Genomic DNA, 19,596 nt, shown 5'->3' with positions numbered 1-19,596 from the left:
AGGTGTCGGCGCGGGGGAGCTCGTGTGGGAAGCCGCCGGGCAGGGGGCCAGCCTGACCCGGGCCCGGCTCGACCTGGACGGAAGAGACCTTGGCACCGCCCTGGAGCGGCTGGGCCAGCCGGTGACCGTGCGCAGCGCCGATACCCGGGTAAGCAGCCAGCTGGCCTGGGCGGGGGCGCCCTGGCAGTTCGCCCTGGCCCGCTCCCGCGGAAGCATCGACGTCGCCCTGCGCGACGGACGCTTCGTCAACGTGGAGTCGCCCTCGGCGCGGCTGATCGGGCTGTTCAACGTGGATAACCTGGTGCGCCGGCTGCGGCTGGACTTCTCCGACGTGACCGGGCAGGGTACCGCTTTCGACAGCGTGGACGGGGGGCGACTCTCTACGAGGGCGTCCTCGAGACCCGAGGGCCGATCGCCATCGAGGGGCCGGCCACCGCCTTCACCCTGGAGGGCAGCGTCGACCTGGTCCGGCAGGAACTCGATCAGCGCCTGGGCGTCACAGTCCCGGTGAGTCGCAATCTTGCGCTGGCCGCGGTGATCGCCGGCGCCCCGGTGGTGGGCGGTGCCTTGTTCATCGCCGATCGCCTCTTCGGTGGCGCCATCGATCGGGTCACCCGAATTCACTATCGCGTGCGCGGTCCCTGGACCGCGCCGCAGATCACACTGGAAAGTGCCGAATGACTTCACGATCGCATGCCATGCTCGATACCGCCGCCGACATCCTGCTGACCCCCGGCGGCCTGGACCTGGAGGCGCTCGACGCCGGTCTCGGTCATGTCCTGGCCCCCGGCGTCGACTATGCCGATCTCTACTTTCAGCGCAGCTGGCATGAGAGCTGGGTGCTGGAGGACGGCGAGGTCAAGGAGGCCGGCTACAACATCGACGGCGGCGTCGGCGTGCGCGCCATGGCCGGCGAGAAGACCGGGTTTGCCTACTCCAATCAGATCACTGCCGATGCCCTCGCCGAGACGGGGCGCACCGCCGCCGGCATCGTGCGCAGCGGACCTCGCCTGGCCGTGGCGCCGCGGGTGATCAGCCAGTCCACGGCCCGCTACGCCGCCCTCGACCCGCTCTCCGGGCTAGGCGCCGAAGAGAAGATCGCCATGCTCAAACAGGCCGACCGGGTGGCACGCGCCGCCGACCCCTCGGTGGTCCAGGTCAGCGCCTCGCTCACCGGGGTGCACGAGGTGGTGCTGGTGCGTGCCAGCGACGGCAGCCTGGCGGCAGACGTGCGGCCGCTGGTGCGCTTCAACGTCAGCGTGATCGCCGCCAAGAACGGGCGTCGCGAGCGCGGCAGCGCTGGTGGCGGCGGCCGTTACGACATGGCCCGGCTGCGTGACGAGAATGTCGCCGAGCGGTTTGCGCGAGAGGCGGTGCGCCAGGCGCTGGTGAATCTGGAAGCGGTCGACGCTCCGGCCGGCCAGCTCCCGGTGGTGCTGGGCCCCGGCTGGCCCGGCATTCTCCTTCACGAGGCGGTGGGCCACGGCCTGGAGGGCGATTTCAACCGCAAGGGCAGCTCGGCCTTTGCCGGGCGCATGGGCCAGCGGGTGGCGGCGCCGGGGGTGACGGTGGTGGACGACGCGACCCTGGCCGACCGGCGCGGCTCGATGAGCGTGGATGACGAGGGCACCCCGGGGCAATACACGCCGCTGATCGAGGACGGCATCCTCAGCGGCTACATGCAGGACAAGCTCAACGCCCGGCTGATGGGCATGGCGCCGACCGGCAACGCTCGGCGCGAATCCTTCGCCCATCTGCCGATGCCGCGCATGACCAACACCTATATGCTGGCCGGCCAGGAGGATCCCCAGGATATCCTGAAGAGCGTCAGGCGCGGCCTCTATGCGGTGAGCTTCGGCGGCGGCCAGGTGGATATCACCTCGGGCAAGTTCGTGTTCTCGGCAAGCGAGGCCTACCTGGTCGAGGATGGGAAGATCACCGCGCCGGTGAAGGGCGCCACGCTGATCGGTAACGGTCCCGAGGCCATGGGCCGGGTCTCGATGATCGGTCACGACCTCGAACTGGATACCGGGATCGGGGTCTGCGGGAAGGAGGGGCAGGGCGTGCCGGTGGGCGTCGGCCAGCCGACCCTAAAGCTCGATGAGCTGACGGTGGGCGGCACGGCCTCCTGACCCCTTCGGGGAGCTATAAGCTGTAAGCTTTTAGCTGTAAGAGAAAACCGTTGCCAGCGACGGGGCTGGTAGTAGCACCTCGGCTTACGGCTTACGGCTTACGGCTTACGGCGTCAGAGCCCCGCGGTGTCGCGGATCAGCTTGAAGAGCTTGCGGGCGCTGGCCGGGGGCTTGCCCCTCTCGCGCTCGCGCTGGGCGTTGCGGATCAGCTGGCGCAGCGCCTGGCGGTCGGCGTCGGGGTGGTCGGCGACGAAGGCCTCGACGGCGGGGTCGCCCTCCTCGAGAAGACGGTCGCGCCAGGCTTCGAGCCGGTGAAAGGCCAGATCGCGACGCCGCGCCTCGTGCTCGACCTCGTCGAAGACCGCCTGGATCGCCTCCAGGTTCTCGCGGCGCATCAGCTTGCCGACGTACTGCATGTGCCGCCGCCGGCCTTCGTGGGAGCGGATCCGCGCGGTCTCCTCCACGGCCGCCAGCATGTCGTCGGAGAGCGGGAAGCGGGCGCGCTCGGCGGGGGTCATGGCGATGATCGCCTCGCCCAGCTGCTGTAGCGCATGCATCTCGCGCTTGAGCTGGGACTTGCTGGGCCGTTCGTCGTCATCCGACAGCGTGATCTGGGCGAGCAGCTCGCGGGGAGAATCCTGGGACATGCCGTTTCCATGGTTGAGAATAGAGAATAGGCCCAGTATACCAGTCCGCAGCCGCGGGCTTGATAGCCACATGAGAGCATCCGGCCCGGTGCCGGAGAAGGGAGATCAGCATGACACAGGCTTTTGATGCCGCCGCCCAGCAGGCCCAACTGGAATCGGGTGCCGAGCAAGCGCTGGCGCTGGCGCGCCGTCTGGGCGCCGATGCCTGCGAAGTGGGGGCCAGTGTCGACCAGGGGGTCGGTGTCAGCGTCCGTGAGGGCGAGGTGGAGACCGTCGAACTGTCACGCGATCAAGGCATCGCGGTGACCGTCTACGTGGGAGCCCGCAAGGGGAGCGCCTCCTCCACCGATAGCGGCGAGGACTCGATTCGCGCGGTGGTGGAAAAGGCCGTGGCGATCGCCCGGCATACCGGCGAGGATCCGGCCGCCGGGCTCGCCGATGCCGAGCTGATGGCAAGCGACCTGCCCGACCTGGACGTGCACCATCCTTGGCCGCTGACCACCGAGCAGGCCATCGACCTGGCGCTGGCCTGCGAGACGGCCGGACGCCACGAGCCGGGCATCCGCCAGTCGGAGGGGGCCTCGCTCTCCAGCGGCGAGGGGGTGAGGGTCTACGCCAACAGCCACGGCTTTCTGGGCAGCCAGCGCGGCAGCCGCCACTCGCTGTCGTGCATGCTGATCGCCGAGGATGCCGGCGGCATGCAGCGGGACTACGACTACACCAGTGCCCGGGACCCCCGGGCGCTGCTGTCGCCGGAGCAGGTGGGCAAGAGCGCCGCCGAGCGAACCCTGTGCCGCCTGGGTGCGCGGCGGCCGGCCACCGGGCGGCTGCCGGTGCTGTTCGACCCCAGCCTGGCCAGCGGGCTGGTCGGGCATCTGCTGAGCGCCATCGCCGGCGGTTCGCTGTATCGCCAGGCGTCGTTTCTCTGCGACCGGCTCGGGACGCCGCTGTTTCCCGAGTGGTTCTCGCTGGAGGAGCGTCCCATGGAAAGGGGAGCCATGGCCAGCAGCCCCTTCGACAATGATGGCGTGCAGACCCGCAACAACGTCTTTATCGACCAGGGGCGCCTGGCGAGCTATATGCTCTCCGCCTACAGCGCCCGTCGCTTGGGGATGCAGACCACGGCCAACGCCGGTGGGGCCCGTAACCTGCGCCTCACTGGGCCGCTGGAGACGCGTGAGGCACTGCTGGCGCGCCTGGGGCGCGGCGTGCTGGTCACCGAGCTGATGGGGCAGGGCGTCAACGGCGTCACCGGCGACTATTCACGCGGTGCCGCCGGCTTCTGGGTGGAGAACGGCGAGATCCAGTATCCGGTCGAGGAGTTCACCATCGCCGGCAATCTCGAGGCGATGTTCCGAGGGCTGGTAGGGGTCGGCAGCGATATCGATACCCGGGGCAGCATCCACAGCGGCAGCTGGCTGATCGACGAGATGACCGTGGCCGGCAGCTAGGCCGGGCTGCGCCCTGACCCGCCCCGGCTTCGCCGGGCCGGGAGCTATAAGCTGTAAGCTGTAAGCTGTAAGAGAAACCCATCGCCACCAGCAAAGAGGTGGGTATCGTTACGGCTTACGGCTTACGGCTTACGGCTGTCATTCGTCCTCGTCGAAGCGGGCCTCGAACAGTGCCTCTACCGCCTCCAGCGCCGCCTCGGCGTCGTCGCCTTCGGCGCAGATGGTCAGCTCGGTGCCGTGGGGAGCGGCCAGCATCAGCAGCGACATGATGTTGGCCGCGTCGGCCTCCTGGCCGCCGCGGGTGACGGTGATGCGGGCGGTGAAGGGCTGGCAGCACTGGACCAGCCGGGTGGCGGCGCGGGCGTGCAGGCCGCGCTTGTTGGTCAGGGTCAGCTTGCGACGGGGCACGCTCAGGACTCCTCGCGGTCAGGGGGCGCCGGGGCCGTGGGAGGGGCAGCGGTCAGGGCCCGGTGGATGCCCAGCTCGCGGTGGCGAAGGCGCACGGCCGGCTGCTGGCTGGCCAGCTGCTGGGCGAGCTTCTCGGCCAGGTAGACCGAGCGGTGCTGGCCGCCGGTGCAGCCGATGGCCACCGTCAGGTAGCTGCGGTGGCTGTCGCGGTAGGCTGGCAGCCAGCGCTCGAGCCAGCCCAGGATGTCGGCATACATCTCGGCGACCAGCGGATACTGCTCGAGGAAGGCCACGATGCTGGGGTCCTGACCGGTGGCGGAGCGCAGGCTGGGGTCCCAGTAGGGATTGGGCAGACAGCGGGCGTCGAAGACGATATCGGCGTCCAGGGGAACGCCGCGCTTGAAGCCGAAGGACTCCACCGTCAGGGTCAGCTGCTTGGCACGGTGGCTGGCGACCTGATCGGCGATGCGCCCACGCAGCTCGTGGACCGATAGCCGGGAGGTATCGATCACCAGGTCGGCCAGATCGCGGATGTCGGCCAGCGTCTGCTCCTCGGATTCGATCGCTTCGGCCAGGGTCATGTCGCTGCCCTTGGTCAGCGGGTGACGGCGGCGGGTGGCTGAGTAGCGCTCGAGCAGGATGCGTGCATCGGTGGTCAGGTAGATGACCTGACAGGCGATGCCACGCTGGCGCAGTTCCTCCAGCAGGCGCGGGAAGCGCTCCAGGGCGTGCGGCAGGTTGCGGGCATCGATGCTGACGGCAACGTTCGATTGACGGGCGGGGCCGCAGCGCAGTTCGTCAGCCAGAGAGCCCAGCAGCATGGCCGGCAGGTTGTCGATGGCGTAAAAGCCGAGGTCCTCGAGGGCCTGTAGGGCGATCGACTTGCCCGAGCCTGAGCGGCCGCTGATGATGACGAGCTGCATGCGGGTCTCCTGGTCGTTGTGCTGGCCGGGTGGCCCGATTGCGTGGGTGTCAGGTGGCTGCCTGTCGTCGGATCGCCTCGATCAGGCGCTCATGCAGCTCCCGCTGACTGGCGCTCTTGCGCAGGGCCGTGCGGGTCTCGACGTCGTTCATGATGCCGGCCACCTGGCCCAGCAGCGCCAGATGGGTATCGTCGGCCTCCTCCGGGACCAGCAGCACGAAGACCAGATCGACTGGCTCGCCGTCGATGGCGTCGAATTCGATGGGGTCGGCAAGCCTGAGAAAGGCGGCCACCGGAGCGTGGCAGTGGGGGCTTCTCGCATGGGGGATGGCCACGCCGTTGCCGATGCCCGTGCTGCCCAGGCGCTCCCGGCCGATCAGCCGGTCGAAGACCTCCTGGCTATCCAGGCTCGGGGTGTTCTGGGCAATGAAGGTGCTGAAAAACTCCAGCACCCGCTTCTTGCTGCCGCCGGGAACCCGAACAGGGTGCGTTCGGGGGCAGGATGGTTTCCAGTGTCATGGGGAATCAGCGAGCGCCGGCGCCCTGGGCGCGGGCCTGTGCTTTTTCCTTGTGCTTGACCAGCTGGCGGTCGAGCTTGTCGGTCAACGCATCGATGGCGGCATACATGTCGGCGTCCATGGCTTCGGCATGAAGGTCGGCACCGGCGGCATGCAGGGTGCAGGCGGCCTGCTGGCGCTCTTTCTCCACGGAGAGCGTCACCTGCACATTGGTGATGTTGTCATAATGGCGCTGCACGCGAGTGAGTTTCTCGTCAACATAGTCGCGCAGGGCATCGGTCAGCTCTACATGGTGGCCGGTGATATTGACTTGCATGGCAGGCTCCTTCGTCTTTCGTGTGGTGATTCGATTGTAACCCTTTTTCCTGCCTTGCAAACCCCCTGTTTCAGCGCCTCGCCACGGGGGTCGGGCGCGGCGGCGAACGGCGTCATTTGAAGCGCTTGCGCTCGCTCGAGGAGGGAATGCCCAGGGCCTCGCGATACTTCGCTACCGTGCGTCTGGCCACGCGGATGCCGTCCTCGGCCAGCAGGTCCACCAGGCGGCTGTCCGACAGGGGCTTGCGAGGCGCTTCTCCCTGCACCAGCTTGCGGATGCGGGCGCGAATCGCCGTGCTGGAGTGGGCGTCACCCTCGCCCTCGCCGCCGACCTGGCTGGAGAAGAAAAACTTCAGCTCGAACACGCCCCGGGGGTGTGGATGTACTTCTGGGTGGTGACCCGGGAAATGGTCGACTCGTGCATCTCCACGGCCTGGGCGATATCGGCCAGCACCAGCGGCTTCATGGCCTCCTCGCCCTGCTCGAGGAAGTCGATCTGGCGGGCCATGATCTCGCGACCGACGCGCAGCAGGGTATCGTTACGGCTGACCAGGCTCTTCATCAGCCAGCGAGCTTCCTGCAGGTGATCCTTGAGAAACTGGTTGTCCTGGCTTTTGTCGGCGCGACGCACCAGGGCCATATAGTCGGGCTGGATGCGCAGCCGCGGGAGCGCTTCGGCGTTGAGCTCGATGCGCCAGCCGCGGTGGTCGTGCAGGGCCACCAGATCGGGGATGACGTAGTCGCTGCCCACCTCGCCGTAGGCGCTGCCGGGGCGGGGGTCGAGGGTGCGGATCAGGCGGATGACCGCGTCCAGCTCGGCATCCTCAAGGCCCAGGCGACGCTTGAGGAGCCGGCGGTCATCGGCGGCCAGGGCCTCCAGGAACTGACGGACCAGGCGCCGCGCCTGGGGCAGCAGGGGCGTGTCGTCCGGCAGCGCCCCTAGCTGCAGCATCAGGCATTCACGCAGGTCGCGGGAGAAGACGCCGGTCGGCTCGAACTGCTGCAGGCGCAGCAGCACCTGCTCGACCTCGCGGGTCGGCAGGCCCTCGAGTCCCTGCTGGCGAAGGCCGTCGCGGATCTCTTCCAGCGGTTGGGCCAGGTAGCCGGCGCCGTCCACAGCGTCGATCAGGCTCTCGGCAATCAGTCGCTGACGCGGCTCCAGGTCGGTCATGGCCAGCTGCCAGACCAGGTGGCCATTGAGGCTCTGGCCCTCGGCCTGGCGCTCGAAGTCGGGGCCCTCGCCCCCGGCGGGCGCGCCCAGGTCCTGGTAGGTGTCCGACCAGTCGCTGTCGGTGCTGAGCTCGCTGGGAATCTCGCTGGCCCAGTCGTCCTCGGGGGTCTCGCTGACCTGCTGTTCGCCGAAGCCGTCGTCGAGCTCCAGCATGGGGTTGGACTCGAGCGCCTGCTGGATCTCCTGGCGCAGGTCCAGGGTGGAGAGCTGCAGCAGGGCGATGGCCTGCTGCAGCTGAGGGGTCATGGTCAGCTGAGTGCCGACGCGCAGTTGCAGAGAAGCTTTCATGGCCATGAGAGACGTTGCTCATTTGCCGAAAAGCCCCACCCTAGACCGCGGCCGGGTGACATGCAAGAGACTCTTCGATAAATTTCTTGCAATAAGCATACCAGGCGCAATCTGTGTGCCGAGGTGGCGCAATAACATTCATATCAGCATGTTGCGATCAATATAGGATTAGAGGCGAAAGTCCTCGCCCAGATATACCTCGCGCACCCGCCGGTTGGTGAGGATGGCTTCGGCGTCGCCTTCGGCGATGATCTGACCGTCGCCGACGATGTAGGCGGTGTCGCAGATATCCAGCGTTTCGCGCACGTTGTGGTCGGTGATCAGCACGCCGATGTCCCGCGCCTTGAGCTGGCGAATGATGCCCTTGATCTCGCCCACGGAGATGGGGTCGACGCCGGCGAAAGGCTCGTCGAGCAGGATGAAGGCGGGCTCGGTGGCGAGCGCCCGGGCAATCTCCACTCGCCGGCGCTCGCCGCCGGAAAGGCTCATACCGAGGTTGTCGCGAATGTGGGTGACATGGAAGTCTTCGAGCAGGCCCTCGAGGCGCGCCTGGCGGCCGCTGCGGTCCAGATCCTTGCGGGTCTCGAGAATGGCCATGATGTTGTCGGCCACCGATAGCTTGCGAAAGATCGAGGCCTCCTGCGGCAGGTAGCCGATCCCGGCCCTGGCGCGCTCGTGCATGGCGGCGCCGGAGAGATCGCGATCGTCGATATGCACCGTGCCGGCATCGGCGCGTACCAGGCCCACGATCATATAGAAGGAGGTGGTCTTGCCGGCGCCGTTGGGGCCGAGCAGGCCGACGATGCTGCCCTGCTCGATGGTCAGGCTGATATCGTGAACCACGCGGCGGCGCTTATAGCTCTTGGCCAGATGGCTGGCCTGCAGAGTCTTCATGGAGGATGCCTTACTGCTCGGGCTGCAGGGTCATGCGGATGCGCTGGCGGCCTTCAATCCCTTCGCCCTCTGCGCGGGCCTGGACCACGCGGCGGTCGAGAAAGTACTCGAGATAGCCGCCGGCGAAGGTGTCGCCGCGCTGGTGAAGTTCGGCGCGATCGATCAGTTCCACGCGCCGTTCGGCCACATGGTAGACGACGGTGCGGCCCCAGCCGCGCACCACGGGCTCGTCGGGGTCCGGCTGCTGCTCCAGGTAGGCTCGCTCACCGGTGGCGATCGCCCGGGATAGCTCGCCGGCCGCGTTGCGCTGGATCTCGACCCGATCGCCGGTCACCCGCAGGCTGCCCTGCCGGATGTCCACCTCGCCGGTATAGACAGCGGTGCCGGCGCGGTCGTCCAGGTCGAGGCGGTCGGCCTCGACTTCGATGGGGGCGCTGGCATCGTGTGCCTTGACCGTCATGGCGCTCAGCGCGACGCCGGCCAACAGCAGACCGCCCAGCGCCAGGGCGGCGAGTGAAGGGAGTGCGGGTCGAATCATGACTCGGGGTCCTCATGGGTGGCGCCGGAGGCTTCCGGAGGGTGGTGGCCGCGAACATTGTCCGTCAAGCGGGCGCGATTGTCATCGAACCAGGCGTCGAAGCGTTCGCCGCTCATGCGCTGGGGCGGCTGTTGCAGCAGTGCCGGGCTCTCGCTCCAGGCGTGGCCGAGGTCGGCGTCCACATGGAGGATCTCGGTATCGAGCTGCCAGCGCTCCTCGGGAGCGAACAGCCGTGCGCTGCCGCTCAGGGTCAGCGGGCTTCCGCCCGGCCCGAGTCGTCCCTCGTCGCCCCGGGCGATCCACAGTCGCCCTTCGCTGTCGTGGACATGGGCCACCGGCGTCTCGGCCCGGGTCACGTCGTCATGGGGCGTGTGCACCAGGCGCGGGGTGTCCAGCCGCTGGTGGGCGCGTCCCTCGGTGTTGAAGCGCGTCAGTCGCACCTCCTCGAGGTAGTAGTCGGGCTCTCCCTCGGCGTCGCTGGGTACCGGCCCGGGGCGGGGCGCCTCGCGAGGATCGAGCCAGACAAGCAGGCTGCCAAGCGCCAGCAGTACCAGCAGCAGCCAGAGCCGGTAGCCGGGGCGGGGCAGGCGCAGCGACACGGCTCAGCCCTGCAGGTAGGTGTCGACCAGGGCGTCGCGATGCCCCTGGGCCTCGAGCAGGGCATCGCAGATCTCGCGAACGGCGCCGTGACCGCCGCTGCGCTCGGTCACCCAGTCGGCCAGGGCCTGAATATAGGACGGTGCGCCGGGCACGCTGATGCCAATGCCGGCGCGCTGGATAGCCGAGAGATCGGGCAGGTCGTCGCCGCAGTAGGCCACCTGCTCGAGGCTGAGCTGCTGGCGCTGGCACAGTTCGCGCAAGGTGGCGAGCTTATCGCCGCAGCCCTGATAGACATGGTCGATGCCGAGCGCCGCGGCGCGGTGGCTGACCATCGGGGAGTCGCGGCCGGTGAGCAGGGCGACCTGCAGGCCGGCCCGGCGCAGCAGCTTGATCCCCAGGCCGTCCTGAGTATGAAACGCCTTGATTTCCACGCCATCGGCCTGGAAGTAGAGGCGGCCGTCGGTGAGTACGCCGTCCACGTCGAGGGCCAGCAGGCGAATCAGGCGCAGGCGGTCGAGAAGATGGGGAGCGATGGGCGGGGTTGCCAGGGTCATGGGCGTTCCTTGAGTCGGGTCATCGGGGAGGGGTCAGATCACGCCGCTGCGCAGCAGGTCGTGCATGTGCAGGGCGCCGACCGGGTGCCCTTGGTCGTCTACCACGGCCAGCGCGGTGATGCGGTTGTCTTCCATGACGCGCACGGCCTCGGCGGCCAGCAGGTCGGGGGCAATGCGCTTGCCGGGGCGAGTCATGACGTCATCGACCCGCAGGCGGCTGAGGTCGCGGTGCTGGTCCAGGGTGCGCCGCAGGTCGCCGTCGGTATAGACGCCGGCCAGCCGGCCGCGTTCATCCACCACGCAGGTGAAGCCGAGCCCCTGGCGGGTGATCTCCAGCAGGGCGTCGCGCAGGGGGCTGCCCAGGGGCACGCAGGGCAGGCGGTCGCCGCCATGCATCAGGTCGCCGACGCGCAGCAGCAGTCGCTTGCCCAGGCTGCCGCCGGGATGGGAGCGGGCGAAGTCCTCGGCGGTGAAGCCGCGCGACTCCAGCAGCGCCACGGCCAGGGCATCGCCCAGCGCCAGGGCCGCGGTGGTCGAGGCGGTCGGGGCCAGGTCCAGGGGGCATGCCTCACGGGCAACGCCGGCGTTGAGGTGGGCATCGGCATGTCGCGCCAGGGTCGAGTCGGGCCGGCCGGTCATGCCGATCAGCGGCGTGCCCAGGCGTTTGAGCAGCGGCAGCAGGGCATTGACCTCGGCGGTCTCGCCGGAGTTCGACAGCGCCAGCACCACGTCGCCCAGGGTGATCATGCCCAGATCACCGTGGCTGGCCTCCCCGGGATGAACGAAGAAGGCGGGCGTGCCGGTGCTGGCAAGGGTGGCGGCGATCTTGCCGCCGATATGGCCCGACTTGCCCATGCCGGTGACGATCACCCGTCCCCGGCAGGCCAGGATAAGCTCGCAGGCGCGGTCGAAGTGGCTGTCCAGGCGCTCGGCGAGGGCCGCAATGGCCTGCTCTTCCACCTGCAGGGTGCGTCGCGCACTGTCGCGCAGCGGTGAGCCGCCGTTGGAGGTAGCGCCGGAGGGGGAGGTGTCGGTACTCATGACAGTGATTGTTGCCCGTCGTGTGGTTTCACTCAAGAGGGCCGCTCCCGCTCAGCGCCAGCCAGGCCAGGTAAGCCAGATAGATCGCCAGGAACAGGCCGCCGGGCAGTCGCCCCAGGCGGCCGTGGCGATGCCACAGCAGCAGCATGGCCATGCCCAGAGTCAGCAGCAGCATGACCGGGAAATCGCGGCTGGCGGCCGCCGGGTTAACCGGGCCCGGCGCAAGCAGGGCGGGGATCGGCAGCACGGCCAGCAGGTTGAATAGGTTGGAGCCGATGATATTGCCGATGGCCAGGTCATGGTGGCGCTTGAGGGCGCTGGCCACGCAGGCGGCCAGCTCCGGCAGGCTGGTGCCGATGGCCACCACGGTCAGGCCGATGGCCAGCTCGCTGACGCCCAGGCCCCTTGCCAGCTCGCCCGCGCCCCATACCAGCGCCCGTGAGCTGACGCCCAGCAGCGCCAGGGTGGCCACCAGCCAGCCCAGTGCCGGCAGCAGCGTCATGCCGGGGGCGGTGGCAGGCGGGTCGGCATCGGGAGTGTCGGCGCGCAGCAGCCACCACAGGCTAAAGCCCAGCAGCAGAGCCAGAAACAGGGCGTCGAAGCGTCCCAGGATGCCGTTGGCCAGGGCGTAGCCCGCCATGCCGGTGGCGCCCAGCAGCAGGGGCAGTTCGCGGCGCACCAGCGAGAAGCGCACCGGAACGGGGGCGACCAGGGCAGTGACGCCCAGCACCAGGCCGATATTGGCAATGTTGGAGCCCAGGGCGTTGCCGATGGCAAGGTCCGGGAGGTCGTCGAGGGCGGCGAACAGGGCGACCACCATCTCCGGGGCCGAGGTGCCCAGGGCGACCACCGTCATGCCGATCAGCAGGGTGCTGAAGCCGGAGCGGTAGGCGGTGGCGGCGGCGGCCGCGACGAAGCGGTCGGCGCTCCACAGCAGGCCGGCGAGGCCGATCAGGACCAGTAACAGGGGCAGCAGCATGGCGTCGGCATGGGCAAGGTAAAGGCGTTGTCGATAACGAAAGGGCGCCCATTAAACGTGCTGGACGGCCGCGGTGCAAGGCGGCGTCCGTTGTGCTGGCGTTGCCCTGGCGGGTTAGGATACGATGTTCGACAATTTTTTGACGGACATGGTGCGGCATGAGCGACTCCCCCTTCGTGGTGGTGGAAGGGCTCTCTTTTCCCGTGGTGACAAGGACATCTTTAGCGGCGTGGACCTGCGTATCCCGCGCGGCAAGATCACCGCCATCATGGGGCCGAGCGGCACCGGCAAGACCACGCTGCTCAAACTGATCGGCGGGCAGCTCACGCCCGATGCCGGTCGCGTCGTCATCGACGGCCAGGACGTGCATGCCCTGTCGCGCAAGGCGCTGTTCAGCCTGCGACGGCGCATGGGGATGCTGTTCCAGAGCGGGGCACTGTTCTCCGATCTCAGCGTCTATGAGAACGTGGCCTTTCCGCTGCAGGTGCATACCGACCTCCCCGCGGCGATGATTCGCGATGTGGTGCTGATGAAGCTTCAGGCGGTGGGCCTGCGCGGTGCTCGCGAGCTGATGCCCTCGCAGCTCTCCGGCGGCATGGCACGGCGGGTGGCGCTGGCCCGCGCCATTGCGCTCGACCCGGAGCTGATCCTCTACGATGAGCCCTTCGTCGGCCAGGATCCCATCTCCATGGGGGTGCTGGTACAGCTGATCAAGCGGCTCAACGAGGCGCTGGGGCTGACCGCCGTCGTGGTCTCCCACGACATCAAGGAGACGCTCTCCATCGCCGACTATGTCTACGTCATCGCCGATGGCCAGGTCATGGCCCACGGCACGCCGGCGACCCTGGACGTGGACGACGACCCCCGTGTCAGTCAGTTCGTGCACGGCGAGCCCGATGGACCGGTGCCTTTTCACTATCCGGCCGCAGATTTCTTCTCGGACATCCTCGACTCAGGAGGCCGTCAATGATCCAGCGTATCTGGTGGCTGGGGCGTCGCGGCTGCGAGCTGCTCGAGGCGCTGGGCCGCTCGGGGCAGTTCCTGCTGCAGTCGGCGGTGGGTATTCCCTCCCGGGAGGGCTGGTACCTGTGGCTGCGCCAGATGCACTTCGTCGGAGTGCTGTCGCTGGCCATCGTGCTGGTCTCGGGGCTGTTCATCGGCATGGTGATGGCACTGCAGGGCTACACCATCCTGGTCGACTTCGGTGCCGAGCAGGCGCTGGGTCAGATGGTGGCGCTGTCGCTGCTGCGCGAGCTGGCGCCGGTGGTGGCGGCGCTGCTGTTCGCCGGCCGGGCGGGATCGGCGCTGACCGCCGAGATCGGCCTGATGAAGGCCACCGAGCAGCTCACCAGCATGGAGATGATCGGCGTCGACCCGCTGCGCCGGGTCGTGGCGCCGCGGCTGTGGGCCGGCTTCGTGGCCCTGCCGCTGCTGACCATCGGTTTCAGCGTGGTGGGCATCTACGGCGGGTACCTGGTGGGCGTCGAGTGGCTAGGGGTCTTCGAGGGCTCGTACTGGGGCAACATGCAGGCCAGCGTCGACTTCATCGGTGACGTGGGCAACGGCATGGTCAAGAGCCTGGTGTTTGCCCTGGTGGTGACCTGGATCGCCGTCTTCCAGGGCTACGACCTGATCCCCACGTCGGAAGGCATTTCCCGGGCCACGACGCGCACCGTGGTCTACTCCTCCCTGGCGGTCCTGGGCCTGGACTTCGTGCTCACCGCGCTGATGTTTGGCGAATTCTCCTGATCCGGGGAGGCTTTTATTGATGTTTGGAGGCGTGCGATGAAACGCAGCAAGACGATGGAGCTGGGCGTTGGCCTGTTCATGCTGGCCGGCATCCTGGGCCTGCTGTTCCTGGGCCTGCGGGTCAGCGGACTGGCCTTCTCGCCGCCCGGCGATACCTTTCGGCTGGAGGCCAACTTTGCCAACATCGGCAGCCTCAAGCCGCGAGCGCGGGTCACCATGTCCGGTGTCACGGTGGGGCGAGTCAGCTCGATCGAGCTGGATACCGACTGGTACGACGCCCGGGTGATCCTGGAGATCGACCGCGACCTGGAAGATCGGCTCTCACGGGATACCACCGCGGCCATTCTCACGGCCGGCCTGCTCGGCGAGCAGTATATTGGCCTGACTGTGGGTGGGGACCCGCAGACGCTGGCCGATGGCGATACCATTCGTGATACCCAGTCGGCGGTGGTGCTGGAAGAACTCATCCAGCAATTCGTGTCCAATATGGTCAGCGACTGAGGACGAATCTCGCCGCGCCCTGACTCCCCGCACCGTATCGCTTGAGGACGAAGTATGACGCACTACCTTGCTGCTTTCCGCCCGCTGCTCCTGGCGCTGTGCCTGGTGCTGATCTCCCTGCCGGCCCAGGCCGATCCGGAGCGCAGCCCAGAGCAGGTCATACGCCACAGCGTCGAGACGATGATGAATGAGCTCGAGGGGCGGGAAGACTATTACGCCAATAACCTCGATGAGCTCAAGGCGCTGGTCGACGACAGCCTCGACGACATCGCCGACTTTCGCTATATCGGGGCCAGCGTGATGGGACGCTACTTCCAGAACGCCACCCCCAGCAGCGTTCGCGTTTTGCCAATACCTTCCGCCAGACGCTCGTGGATACCTATACCAAGGGTCTGGTGACCTTCGACTACCGTGAGCTGCGGGTGCTGGATAGCCAGCGTCCGCCTCGCCACGAGGATCAGGCCAGCGTGGCCATGGAGGTGGTGGCGGTAGACGGTACCGTCTACCCGGTTAGCTACACCCTGCGACTCAGCGGCGGCGAATGGCGGGTCGTCAACGTGATCGTCAACGGCATCAATCTGGGGCTGACCTTCCGCAACCAGTTCGATCAGGCGATGCGCGACCACGGGCGCGACTACGACGCGGTGATCGACGGCTGGGCGCCGGAGCTCGCCGTCGAGGAGCTCGAGGAAGGTGGCGGATGAGTCGCCTGCTCGACCGCAACGGCGTGTGCCTGGCGGCCGGCCCCGAGGGGCTGGCCGTGAGCGGTGAGGTGGATTTCGATGCGGCGGCCTCGCTGGCCGAGGCCGGCAGCGCCTGGCTGGCCACCCAGCCCGCCGGGACCTCGCTGACGCTGGATCTCAGCGGCGTCGGCCGGGTCAGCAGCGCGGCGCTCAGCGTGCTGCTGGAGTGGACTCGGCGGGCGCGGGTCGCCGGGGTCGAGATCCAGCGGGTCGTGCTCTCGCCGCCGCTGCTCAGGCTCACCCGCGTTGCCGGCCTCGACGCCCTGCTGCCGGTAGCCGAGCCCGCCGTCTCCTGAATCGCCCTTCGCGCCGCCATCGCCAAGCGCGGCGCTTTTCATTACCATGTGAAGATTCCCTGACCCGGTACGCACCCTGTTGTCGCAGCGCGTGCCGTTCATTCCGCATTCAAGGAGTTCCGGTTTCCATGCAACCCAGTGACGTCAAGGCGCTGCTCGAGGCCCGCATCGAGGGCTGTGATTTCCATATCCAGGGCGAAGGCTGCAACTTTCAGGTCATCGCCGTGGGCGAGGTGTTCGACGGCCTGTCACCGGTGAAGCGCCAGCAGCTGGTCTACGGCGCGCTTTCCGAGGAGATCGCTTCCGGAGCGGTGCATGCGCTGAGCCTCAAGACCTATACGCCGACGCAGTGGGCCAGCGCGCCGGAGAACGCGTCGGCATCCGGCGGGGATGCCTGACGGGCCAATCACCATGGATAAACTGATCATTACCGGCAACGGTATCGCCGACGGCGAGGTGTGGGCCAGCGGCGCCAAGAATGCCGCCCTGCCCATCCTCTGCGCGACGCTGCTGGCCGACGAGCCGGTGACCATCGGCAATCTGCCGCATCTCCAGGACATCACCACCACCCTGGAACTGCTAGGGCGCATGGGCGTCGAGCCGGTGATGGGCGAACGGATGAGCATCCAACTCGACGGCTCACAGGTGAAGGACTGCCACGCACCCTACGAGCTGGTCAAGAAGATGCGCGCCTCGATCCTGGTGCTGGGCCCGCTGCTGGCGCACTTCGGCCATGCCGATGTCTCGTTGCCCGGCGGCTGCGCCATCGGCTCGCGCCCGGTCGACCTGCATATTCGCGGGCTCGAGGCCATGGGCGCAGAGATTCGCGTCGAGGGCGGCTACATCCGCGCGCGGGTCGACGGCCGGCTCAAGGGAGCCACCATCTTCTTCGACACCGTGACGGTGACCGGCACCGAGAACCTGCTGATGGCGGCGACGTTGGCCTCCGGCACCACCGTGCTGGAGAACGCTGCCCGGGAGCCCGAGGTGGTCGATCTCGCCGAGTGCCTCATCAAGATGGGGGCGAGGATCCGCGGCCACGGCAGCGACACCATCGTCATCGAGGGCGTCGAGCGCCTGCACGGGGCCTATCACGACGTGATGCCCGACCGCATCGAGACCGGTACCTTCCTGGTGGCGGCCGCGGTGACCCGTGGCCGGGTGCGGGTGCGCAACACCCGCGCCGATATCCTCGAGGCGGTGCTGGCCAAGCTGGAGGAGGCCGGCGGCAAGGTGACCGTCGGCGACGACTGGATCGAGCTCGACATGCAGGGACGTCGGCCGCGGGCGGTCAACGTGCGTACCGCGCCCTATCCGGCGTTTCCCACCGACATGCAGGCCCAGTTCGTCGCCATGAACGCCGTGGCCGAAGGCACCTCACGGGTCGTCGAGACCATCTTCGAGAACCGCTTCATGCACGTCCAGGAGCTCAACCGGATGGGCGCCAGGATCGCACTGGAGGGCAATACGGCGGTGATCGAGGGCGTGGAGCGTCTCTCCGGGGCGCCGGTGATGGCCACCGACCTGCGCGCTTCGGCATCGCTGGTGGTGGCGGCGATGATGGCCGAGGGGGAGACCCTGGTGGACCGTATCTACCATATCGACCGCGGCTATGAATGCATCGAGGAGAAGCTGCAGCTGCTGGGTGCGCGGATCCGTCGAATTCCCGGCTGAGCGGTGCGCCGGCAGGCGTGCGCCACCCCCGACCATAGAGCGAAATCATGAGCAAGCAACTGATTCTGGCCCTCTCCAAGGGGCGTATTCTCGACGAGACACTGCCGCTGCTGGCCGATGCCGGGATCACCCCCGCCGAGGACCTGGGCAAGAGCCGCAAGCTGCTGTTCGACACCAACCTGGCCGACGTCAAGCTGGTGATCCTGCGAGCCACCGACGTGCCTACCTATGTCCAGCTGGGCGCCGCCGATCTGGGTGTGGCCGGCAAGGACGTGCTGCTCGAGCACGGGGCCGAAGGCCTCTATGAACCGCTCGACCTCGAGATCGCCAAGTGCAAGCTGATGACGGCCGGCATCGAAGGCGCCGAGCCGGCCCGGGCCCGGCGCCGGGTGGCCACCAAGTTCGTCAACGTGGCCCGTCGCTACTACGCCGAACAGGGCATTCAGGCCGAGGTCATCAAGCTCTACGGGGCCATGGAGCTGGCGCCGCTGATGAACCTCGCCGATGAGATCGTCGATATCGTCGATACCGGCAATACCCTACGCGCCAACGGCATGGCCCCTCGCGAGCTGATCGCGCCGATCAGCACCCGGCTGGTGGTCAACAAGGCGGCCATGAGCATGAAGCACGCCCGCCTCAAACCGCTGATCCAGCGCCTCGGCGAGGCGGTGGGCAAGCGCCGGTCCGCTGAGACGGTGGCGAGCCCCTGATGCTGTCGCGCGCCGGCACGACTGGTTTTCATCTTGATAGAGGCAGGACCTAGCATGAGCGAGATCCTTGAGGCCGTCGAACTGACACGGCTTTCCACCGGCGACGCCGACTTCGATACCCGGCTCGATGCCCTGCTGGCCTGGGAGGGCGTGTCCGATGCGGCGGTACAGCAGCGGGTGGACGACATCATTGCCGCGGTCAGAACCCGTGGCGATGCCGCCCTGATCGAGGCCAGCAACCGCTTCGACCGGCTCACGGTGACCAGCATGGCCGAGCTAACCCTCGACGCGGCGCGCCTGGAACAGGCCTACGCGGGCCTGCCCGAGGCCCAGCGCGAGGCGCTGGCGCTGGCCGCACAGCGCATTCGTGACTATCACGAGCGTCAGAAATCGTCCTCCTGGTCATACACCGAGGCCGACGGCAGCGTGCTGGGACAGCAGGTTACCGCCCTGGATCGTGCCGGTATCTACGTGCCGGGTGGCAAGGCCGCCTATCCCTCGTCGGTATTGATGAATGCCATTCCGGCCCACGTGGCCGGGGTGCGCGAGATCGTCATGGTGGTACCCACGCCGGATGGCGTGCTCAACGAACTGGTGCTGGCGGCTGCCCATGTGGCGGGCGTGGATCATGTCTTCACCATCGGCGGGGCCCAGGCGGTGGCCGCCCTGGCCTATGGCACCGAGAGCGTGCCGCGGGTCGACAAGATCGTCGGCCCCGGCAATATCTACGTGGCGACGGCCAAGCGGGCGGTATTCGGTCAGGTGGGCATCGATATGATTGCCGGCCCCTCCGAGATCCTGGTGGTCTCCGATGGCGGCACCGACCCCGACTGGCTGGCCATGGATCTGTTCTCCCAGGCCGAACACGACGAGGATGCCCAGGCCCTGCTGGTGAGCTGGGATGCGGCGCACCTGGAGGCGGTCGAGGCGGCCATCGAGCGCCTGCTGCCGACCCTGGAGCGCGAGGCGATCGTGCGCGAGTCGCTGTCCAGGCGCGGGGCACTGATCCACTGTCGCGATCGGGAGGAGGCGGTGGCGCTGATCAACCGCATCGCGCCGGAGCACCTGGAGCTTTCCATGGGGGATCCGGAGGCGCTGCTGCCGGAAGTGCGCCACGCCGGGGCCATCTTCATGGGGCGCTACACCGCCGAGGCGCTGGGCGACTACTGTGCCGGTCCCAACCACGTGCTGCCTACTTCGGGCACGGCGCGTTTCTCCTCGCCGCTGGGGGTCTATGACTTCCAGAAGCGCTCCTCGATCATCCACTGCTCGCCGGAGGGGGCCTCCACCCTGGGCGAGGTGGCGTCGACGCTGGCCCGCGGCGAGGCGCTGACCGCCCACGCCCGCTCGGCGGAGTATCGCATTCGCCCCAAGGCCTGATCGCCCGTCCCGCGGCCGCGTGACG

The 19,596-nt window shown here is 68.0% G+C and carries 19 protein-coding genes and 5 pseudogenes; 12 read left to right on the top strand and 12 right to left on the bottom strand.

Annotation, left to right across the window (positions count from 1 at the left end):
• Window positions 1–22: 22 nt before the first annotated feature.
• A pseudogene (locus tag ACSJDS_RS15200) lies at window positions 23–681 on the top strand (YhdP family protein).
• Entirely contained in the window at window positions 678–2,132 is a 1,455-nt protein-coding gene (gene tldD / locus ACSJDS_RS15195) for a metalloprotease TldD (protein WP_473034002.1), read from the top strand. Before ACSJDS_RS15200 ends, tldD begins: the two are co-directional and overlap by 4 nt.
• 113 nt (window positions 2,133–2,245) lie before the next feature.
• Here tldD and yjgA read toward each other — a convergent pair whose 3' ends face one another.
• Window positions 2,246–2,779, bottom strand: a complete 534-nt coding sequence (yjgA, locus tag ACSJDS_RS15190) for a ribosome biogenesis factor YjgA (RefSeq protein WP_473034001.1) — start codon at window positions 2,777–2,779, stop codon at window positions 2,246–2,248.
• Window positions 2,780–2,889: 110 nt separating this feature from the next.
• Between yjgA and pmbA the strand changes: the two genes are divergently transcribed.
• Complete coding sequence (gene pmbA / locus ACSJDS_RS15185) at window positions 2,890–4,230, top strand: metalloprotease PmbA (protein ID WP_473033999.1); 1,341 nt, start codon at window positions 2,890–2,892, stop codon at window positions 4,228–4,230.
• 138 nt (window positions 4,231–4,368) lie between these two features.
• Here pmbA and ACSJDS_RS15180 read toward each other — a convergent pair whose 3' ends face one another.
• The 11 genes and pseudogenes from ACSJDS_RS15180 to ACSJDS_RS15130 all read right to left on the bottom strand — a co-directional run bounded on the left by ACSJDS_RS15180 (window position 4,369) and on the right by ACSJDS_RS15130 (window position 12,518).
• Window positions 4,369–4,638 (bottom strand): HPr family phosphocarrier protein, encoded by a 270-nt coding sequence (locus tag ACSJDS_RS15180; protein WP_473033998.1) that lies wholly within the window; start codon window positions 4,636–4,638, stop codon window positions 4,369–4,371.
• Between the two features lie 2 nt (window positions 4,639–4,640).
• Window positions 4,641–5,561, bottom strand: a complete 921-nt coding sequence (rapZ, locus tag ACSJDS_RS15175) for an RNase adapter RapZ (RefSeq protein ID WP_473033997.1) — start codon at window positions 5,559–5,561, stop codon at window positions 4,641–4,643.
• Between the two features lie 49 nt (window positions 5,562–5,610).
• Window positions 5,611–6,079: pseudogene (ptsN, locus tag ACSJDS_RS15170) on the bottom strand (PTS IIA-like nitrogen regulatory protein PtsN).
• Between the two features lie 6 nt (window positions 6,080–6,085).
• Complete coding sequence (gene hpf / locus ACSJDS_RS15165) at window positions 6,086–6,394, bottom strand: ribosome hibernation-promoting factor, HPF/YfiA family (RefSeq protein WP_473033996.1); 309 nt, start codon at window positions 6,392–6,394, stop codon at window positions 6,086–6,088.
• Between the two features lie 112 nt (window positions 6,395–6,506).
• Window positions 6,507–7,918 (bottom strand): annotated as a pseudogene (locus tag ACSJDS_RS15160) (RNA polymerase factor sigma-54).
• A 162-nt stretch (window positions 7,919–8,080) separates the two neighbouring features.
• Complete coding sequence (gene lptB, locus ACSJDS_RS15155; RefSeq protein ID WP_473033995.1) at window positions 8,081–8,806, bottom strand: LPS export ABC transporter ATP-binding protein; 726 nt, start codon at window positions 8,804–8,806, stop codon at window positions 8,081–8,083.
• Window positions 8,807–8,816: 10 nt separating this feature from the next.
• Entirely contained in the window at window positions 8,817–9,344 is a 528-nt protein-coding gene (lptA, locus tag ACSJDS_RS15150; RefSeq protein ID WP_473033993.1) for a lipopolysaccharide transport periplasmic protein LptA, read from the bottom strand.
• Entirely contained in the window at window positions 9,341–9,943 is a 603-nt protein-coding gene (gene lptC / locus ACSJDS_RS15145) for an LPS export ABC transporter periplasmic protein LptC (RefSeq protein ID WP_473033992.1), read from the bottom strand. The genes lptA and lptC overlap by 4 nt, the downstream gene beginning before the upstream one ends.
• Before the next feature lie 3 nt (window positions 9,944–9,946).
• Window positions 9,947–10,498: a KdsC family phosphatase gene (locus ACSJDS_RS15140; RefSeq protein ID WP_473033990.1), complete on the bottom strand. Its 552-nt coding sequence runs from the start codon at window positions 10,496–10,498 to the stop codon at window positions 9,947–9,949.
• Between the two features lie 33 nt (window positions 10,499–10,531).
• On the bottom strand, window positions 10,532–11,539 hold the full coding sequence (locus tag ACSJDS_RS15135) for a KpsF/GutQ family sugar-phosphate isomerase (protein ID WP_473033989.1): 1,008 nt from the start codon (window positions 11,537–11,539) through the stop codon (window positions 10,532–10,534).
• Between the two features lie 28 nt (window positions 11,540–11,567).
• Entirely contained in the window at window positions 11,568–12,518 is a 951-nt protein-coding gene (locus tag ACSJDS_RS15130) for a calcium/sodium antiporter (protein ID WP_473033988.1), read from the bottom strand.
• A 158-nt stretch (window positions 12,519–12,676) separates the two neighbouring features.
• On the opposite strand from ACSJDS_RS15130, the pseudogene ACSJDS_RS15125 reads away from it, so the two are divergent.
• The 9 genes and pseudogenes from ACSJDS_RS15125 to hisD all read left to right on the top strand — a co-directional run bounded on the left by ACSJDS_RS15125 (window position 12,677) and on the right by hisD (window position 19,571).
• Window positions 12,677–13,488: pseudogene (locus ACSJDS_RS15125) on the top strand (ABC transporter ATP-binding protein).
• Window positions 13,485–14,267 carry a lipid asymmetry maintenance ABC transporter permease subunit MlaE gene (gene mlaE, locus ACSJDS_RS15120; protein WP_473033987.1) on the top strand — a complete coding sequence of 261 codons (783 nt, stop codon included), beginning with the start codon at window positions 13,485–13,487 and terminating at the stop codon, window positions 14,265–14,267. The pseudogene ACSJDS_RS15125 and the gene mlaE overlap by 4 nt, the downstream one beginning before the upstream one ends.
• A 36-nt stretch (window positions 14,268–14,303) precedes the next feature.
• Window positions 14,304–14,768, top strand: a complete 465-nt coding sequence (gene mlaD, locus ACSJDS_RS15115; protein WP_473033986.1) for an outer membrane lipid asymmetry maintenance protein MlaD — start codon at window positions 14,304–14,306, stop codon at window positions 14,766–14,768.
• 54 nt (window positions 14,769–14,822) lie between these two features.
• Window positions 14,823–15,472 (top strand): annotated as a pseudogene (locus tag ACSJDS_RS15110) (MlaC/ttg2D family ABC transporter substrate-binding protein).
• Complete coding sequence (locus ACSJDS_RS15105) at window positions 15,469–15,807, top strand: STAS domain-containing protein (protein ID WP_473033985.1); 339 nt, start codon at window positions 15,469–15,471, stop codon at window positions 15,805–15,807. Before ACSJDS_RS15110 ends, ACSJDS_RS15105 begins: the two are co-directional and overlap by 4 nt.
• Before the next feature lie 128 nt (window positions 15,808–15,935).
• A complete protein-coding gene (locus ACSJDS_RS15100; RefSeq protein ID WP_473033984.1) occupies window positions 15,936–16,205 on the top strand; it encodes a BolA family protein in 270 nt (89 codons plus the stop codon).
• 13 nt (window positions 16,206–16,218) lie between these two features.
• Window positions 16,219–17,481: a UDP-N-acetylglucosamine 1-carboxyvinyltransferase gene (gene murA / locus ACSJDS_RS15095; RefSeq protein WP_473033983.1), complete on the top strand. Its 1,263-nt coding sequence runs from the start codon at window positions 16,219–16,221 to the stop codon at window positions 17,479–17,481.
• 47 nt (window positions 17,482–17,528) lie between these two features.
• On the top strand, window positions 17,529–18,191 hold the full coding sequence (hisG, locus tag ACSJDS_RS15090) for an ATP phosphoribosyltransferase (protein WP_473033982.1): 663 nt from the start codon (window positions 17,529–17,531) through the stop codon (window positions 18,189–18,191).
• 54 nt (window positions 18,192–18,245) lie between these two features.
• Window positions 18,246–19,571 carry a histidinol dehydrogenase gene (gene hisD / locus ACSJDS_RS15085; protein ID WP_473033981.1) on the top strand — a complete coding sequence of 442 codons (1,326 nt, stop codon included), beginning with the start codon at window positions 18,246–18,248 and terminating at the stop codon, window positions 19,569–19,571.
• Window positions 19,572–19,596 lie beyond the last annotated feature (25 nt).

This window comes from Halomonas sp. SL18_1, assembly GCF_055755715.1.
Note: the sequence above shows the minus strand (reverse complement) of the source record. Positions and strands in the feature narration are given on the sequence as shown.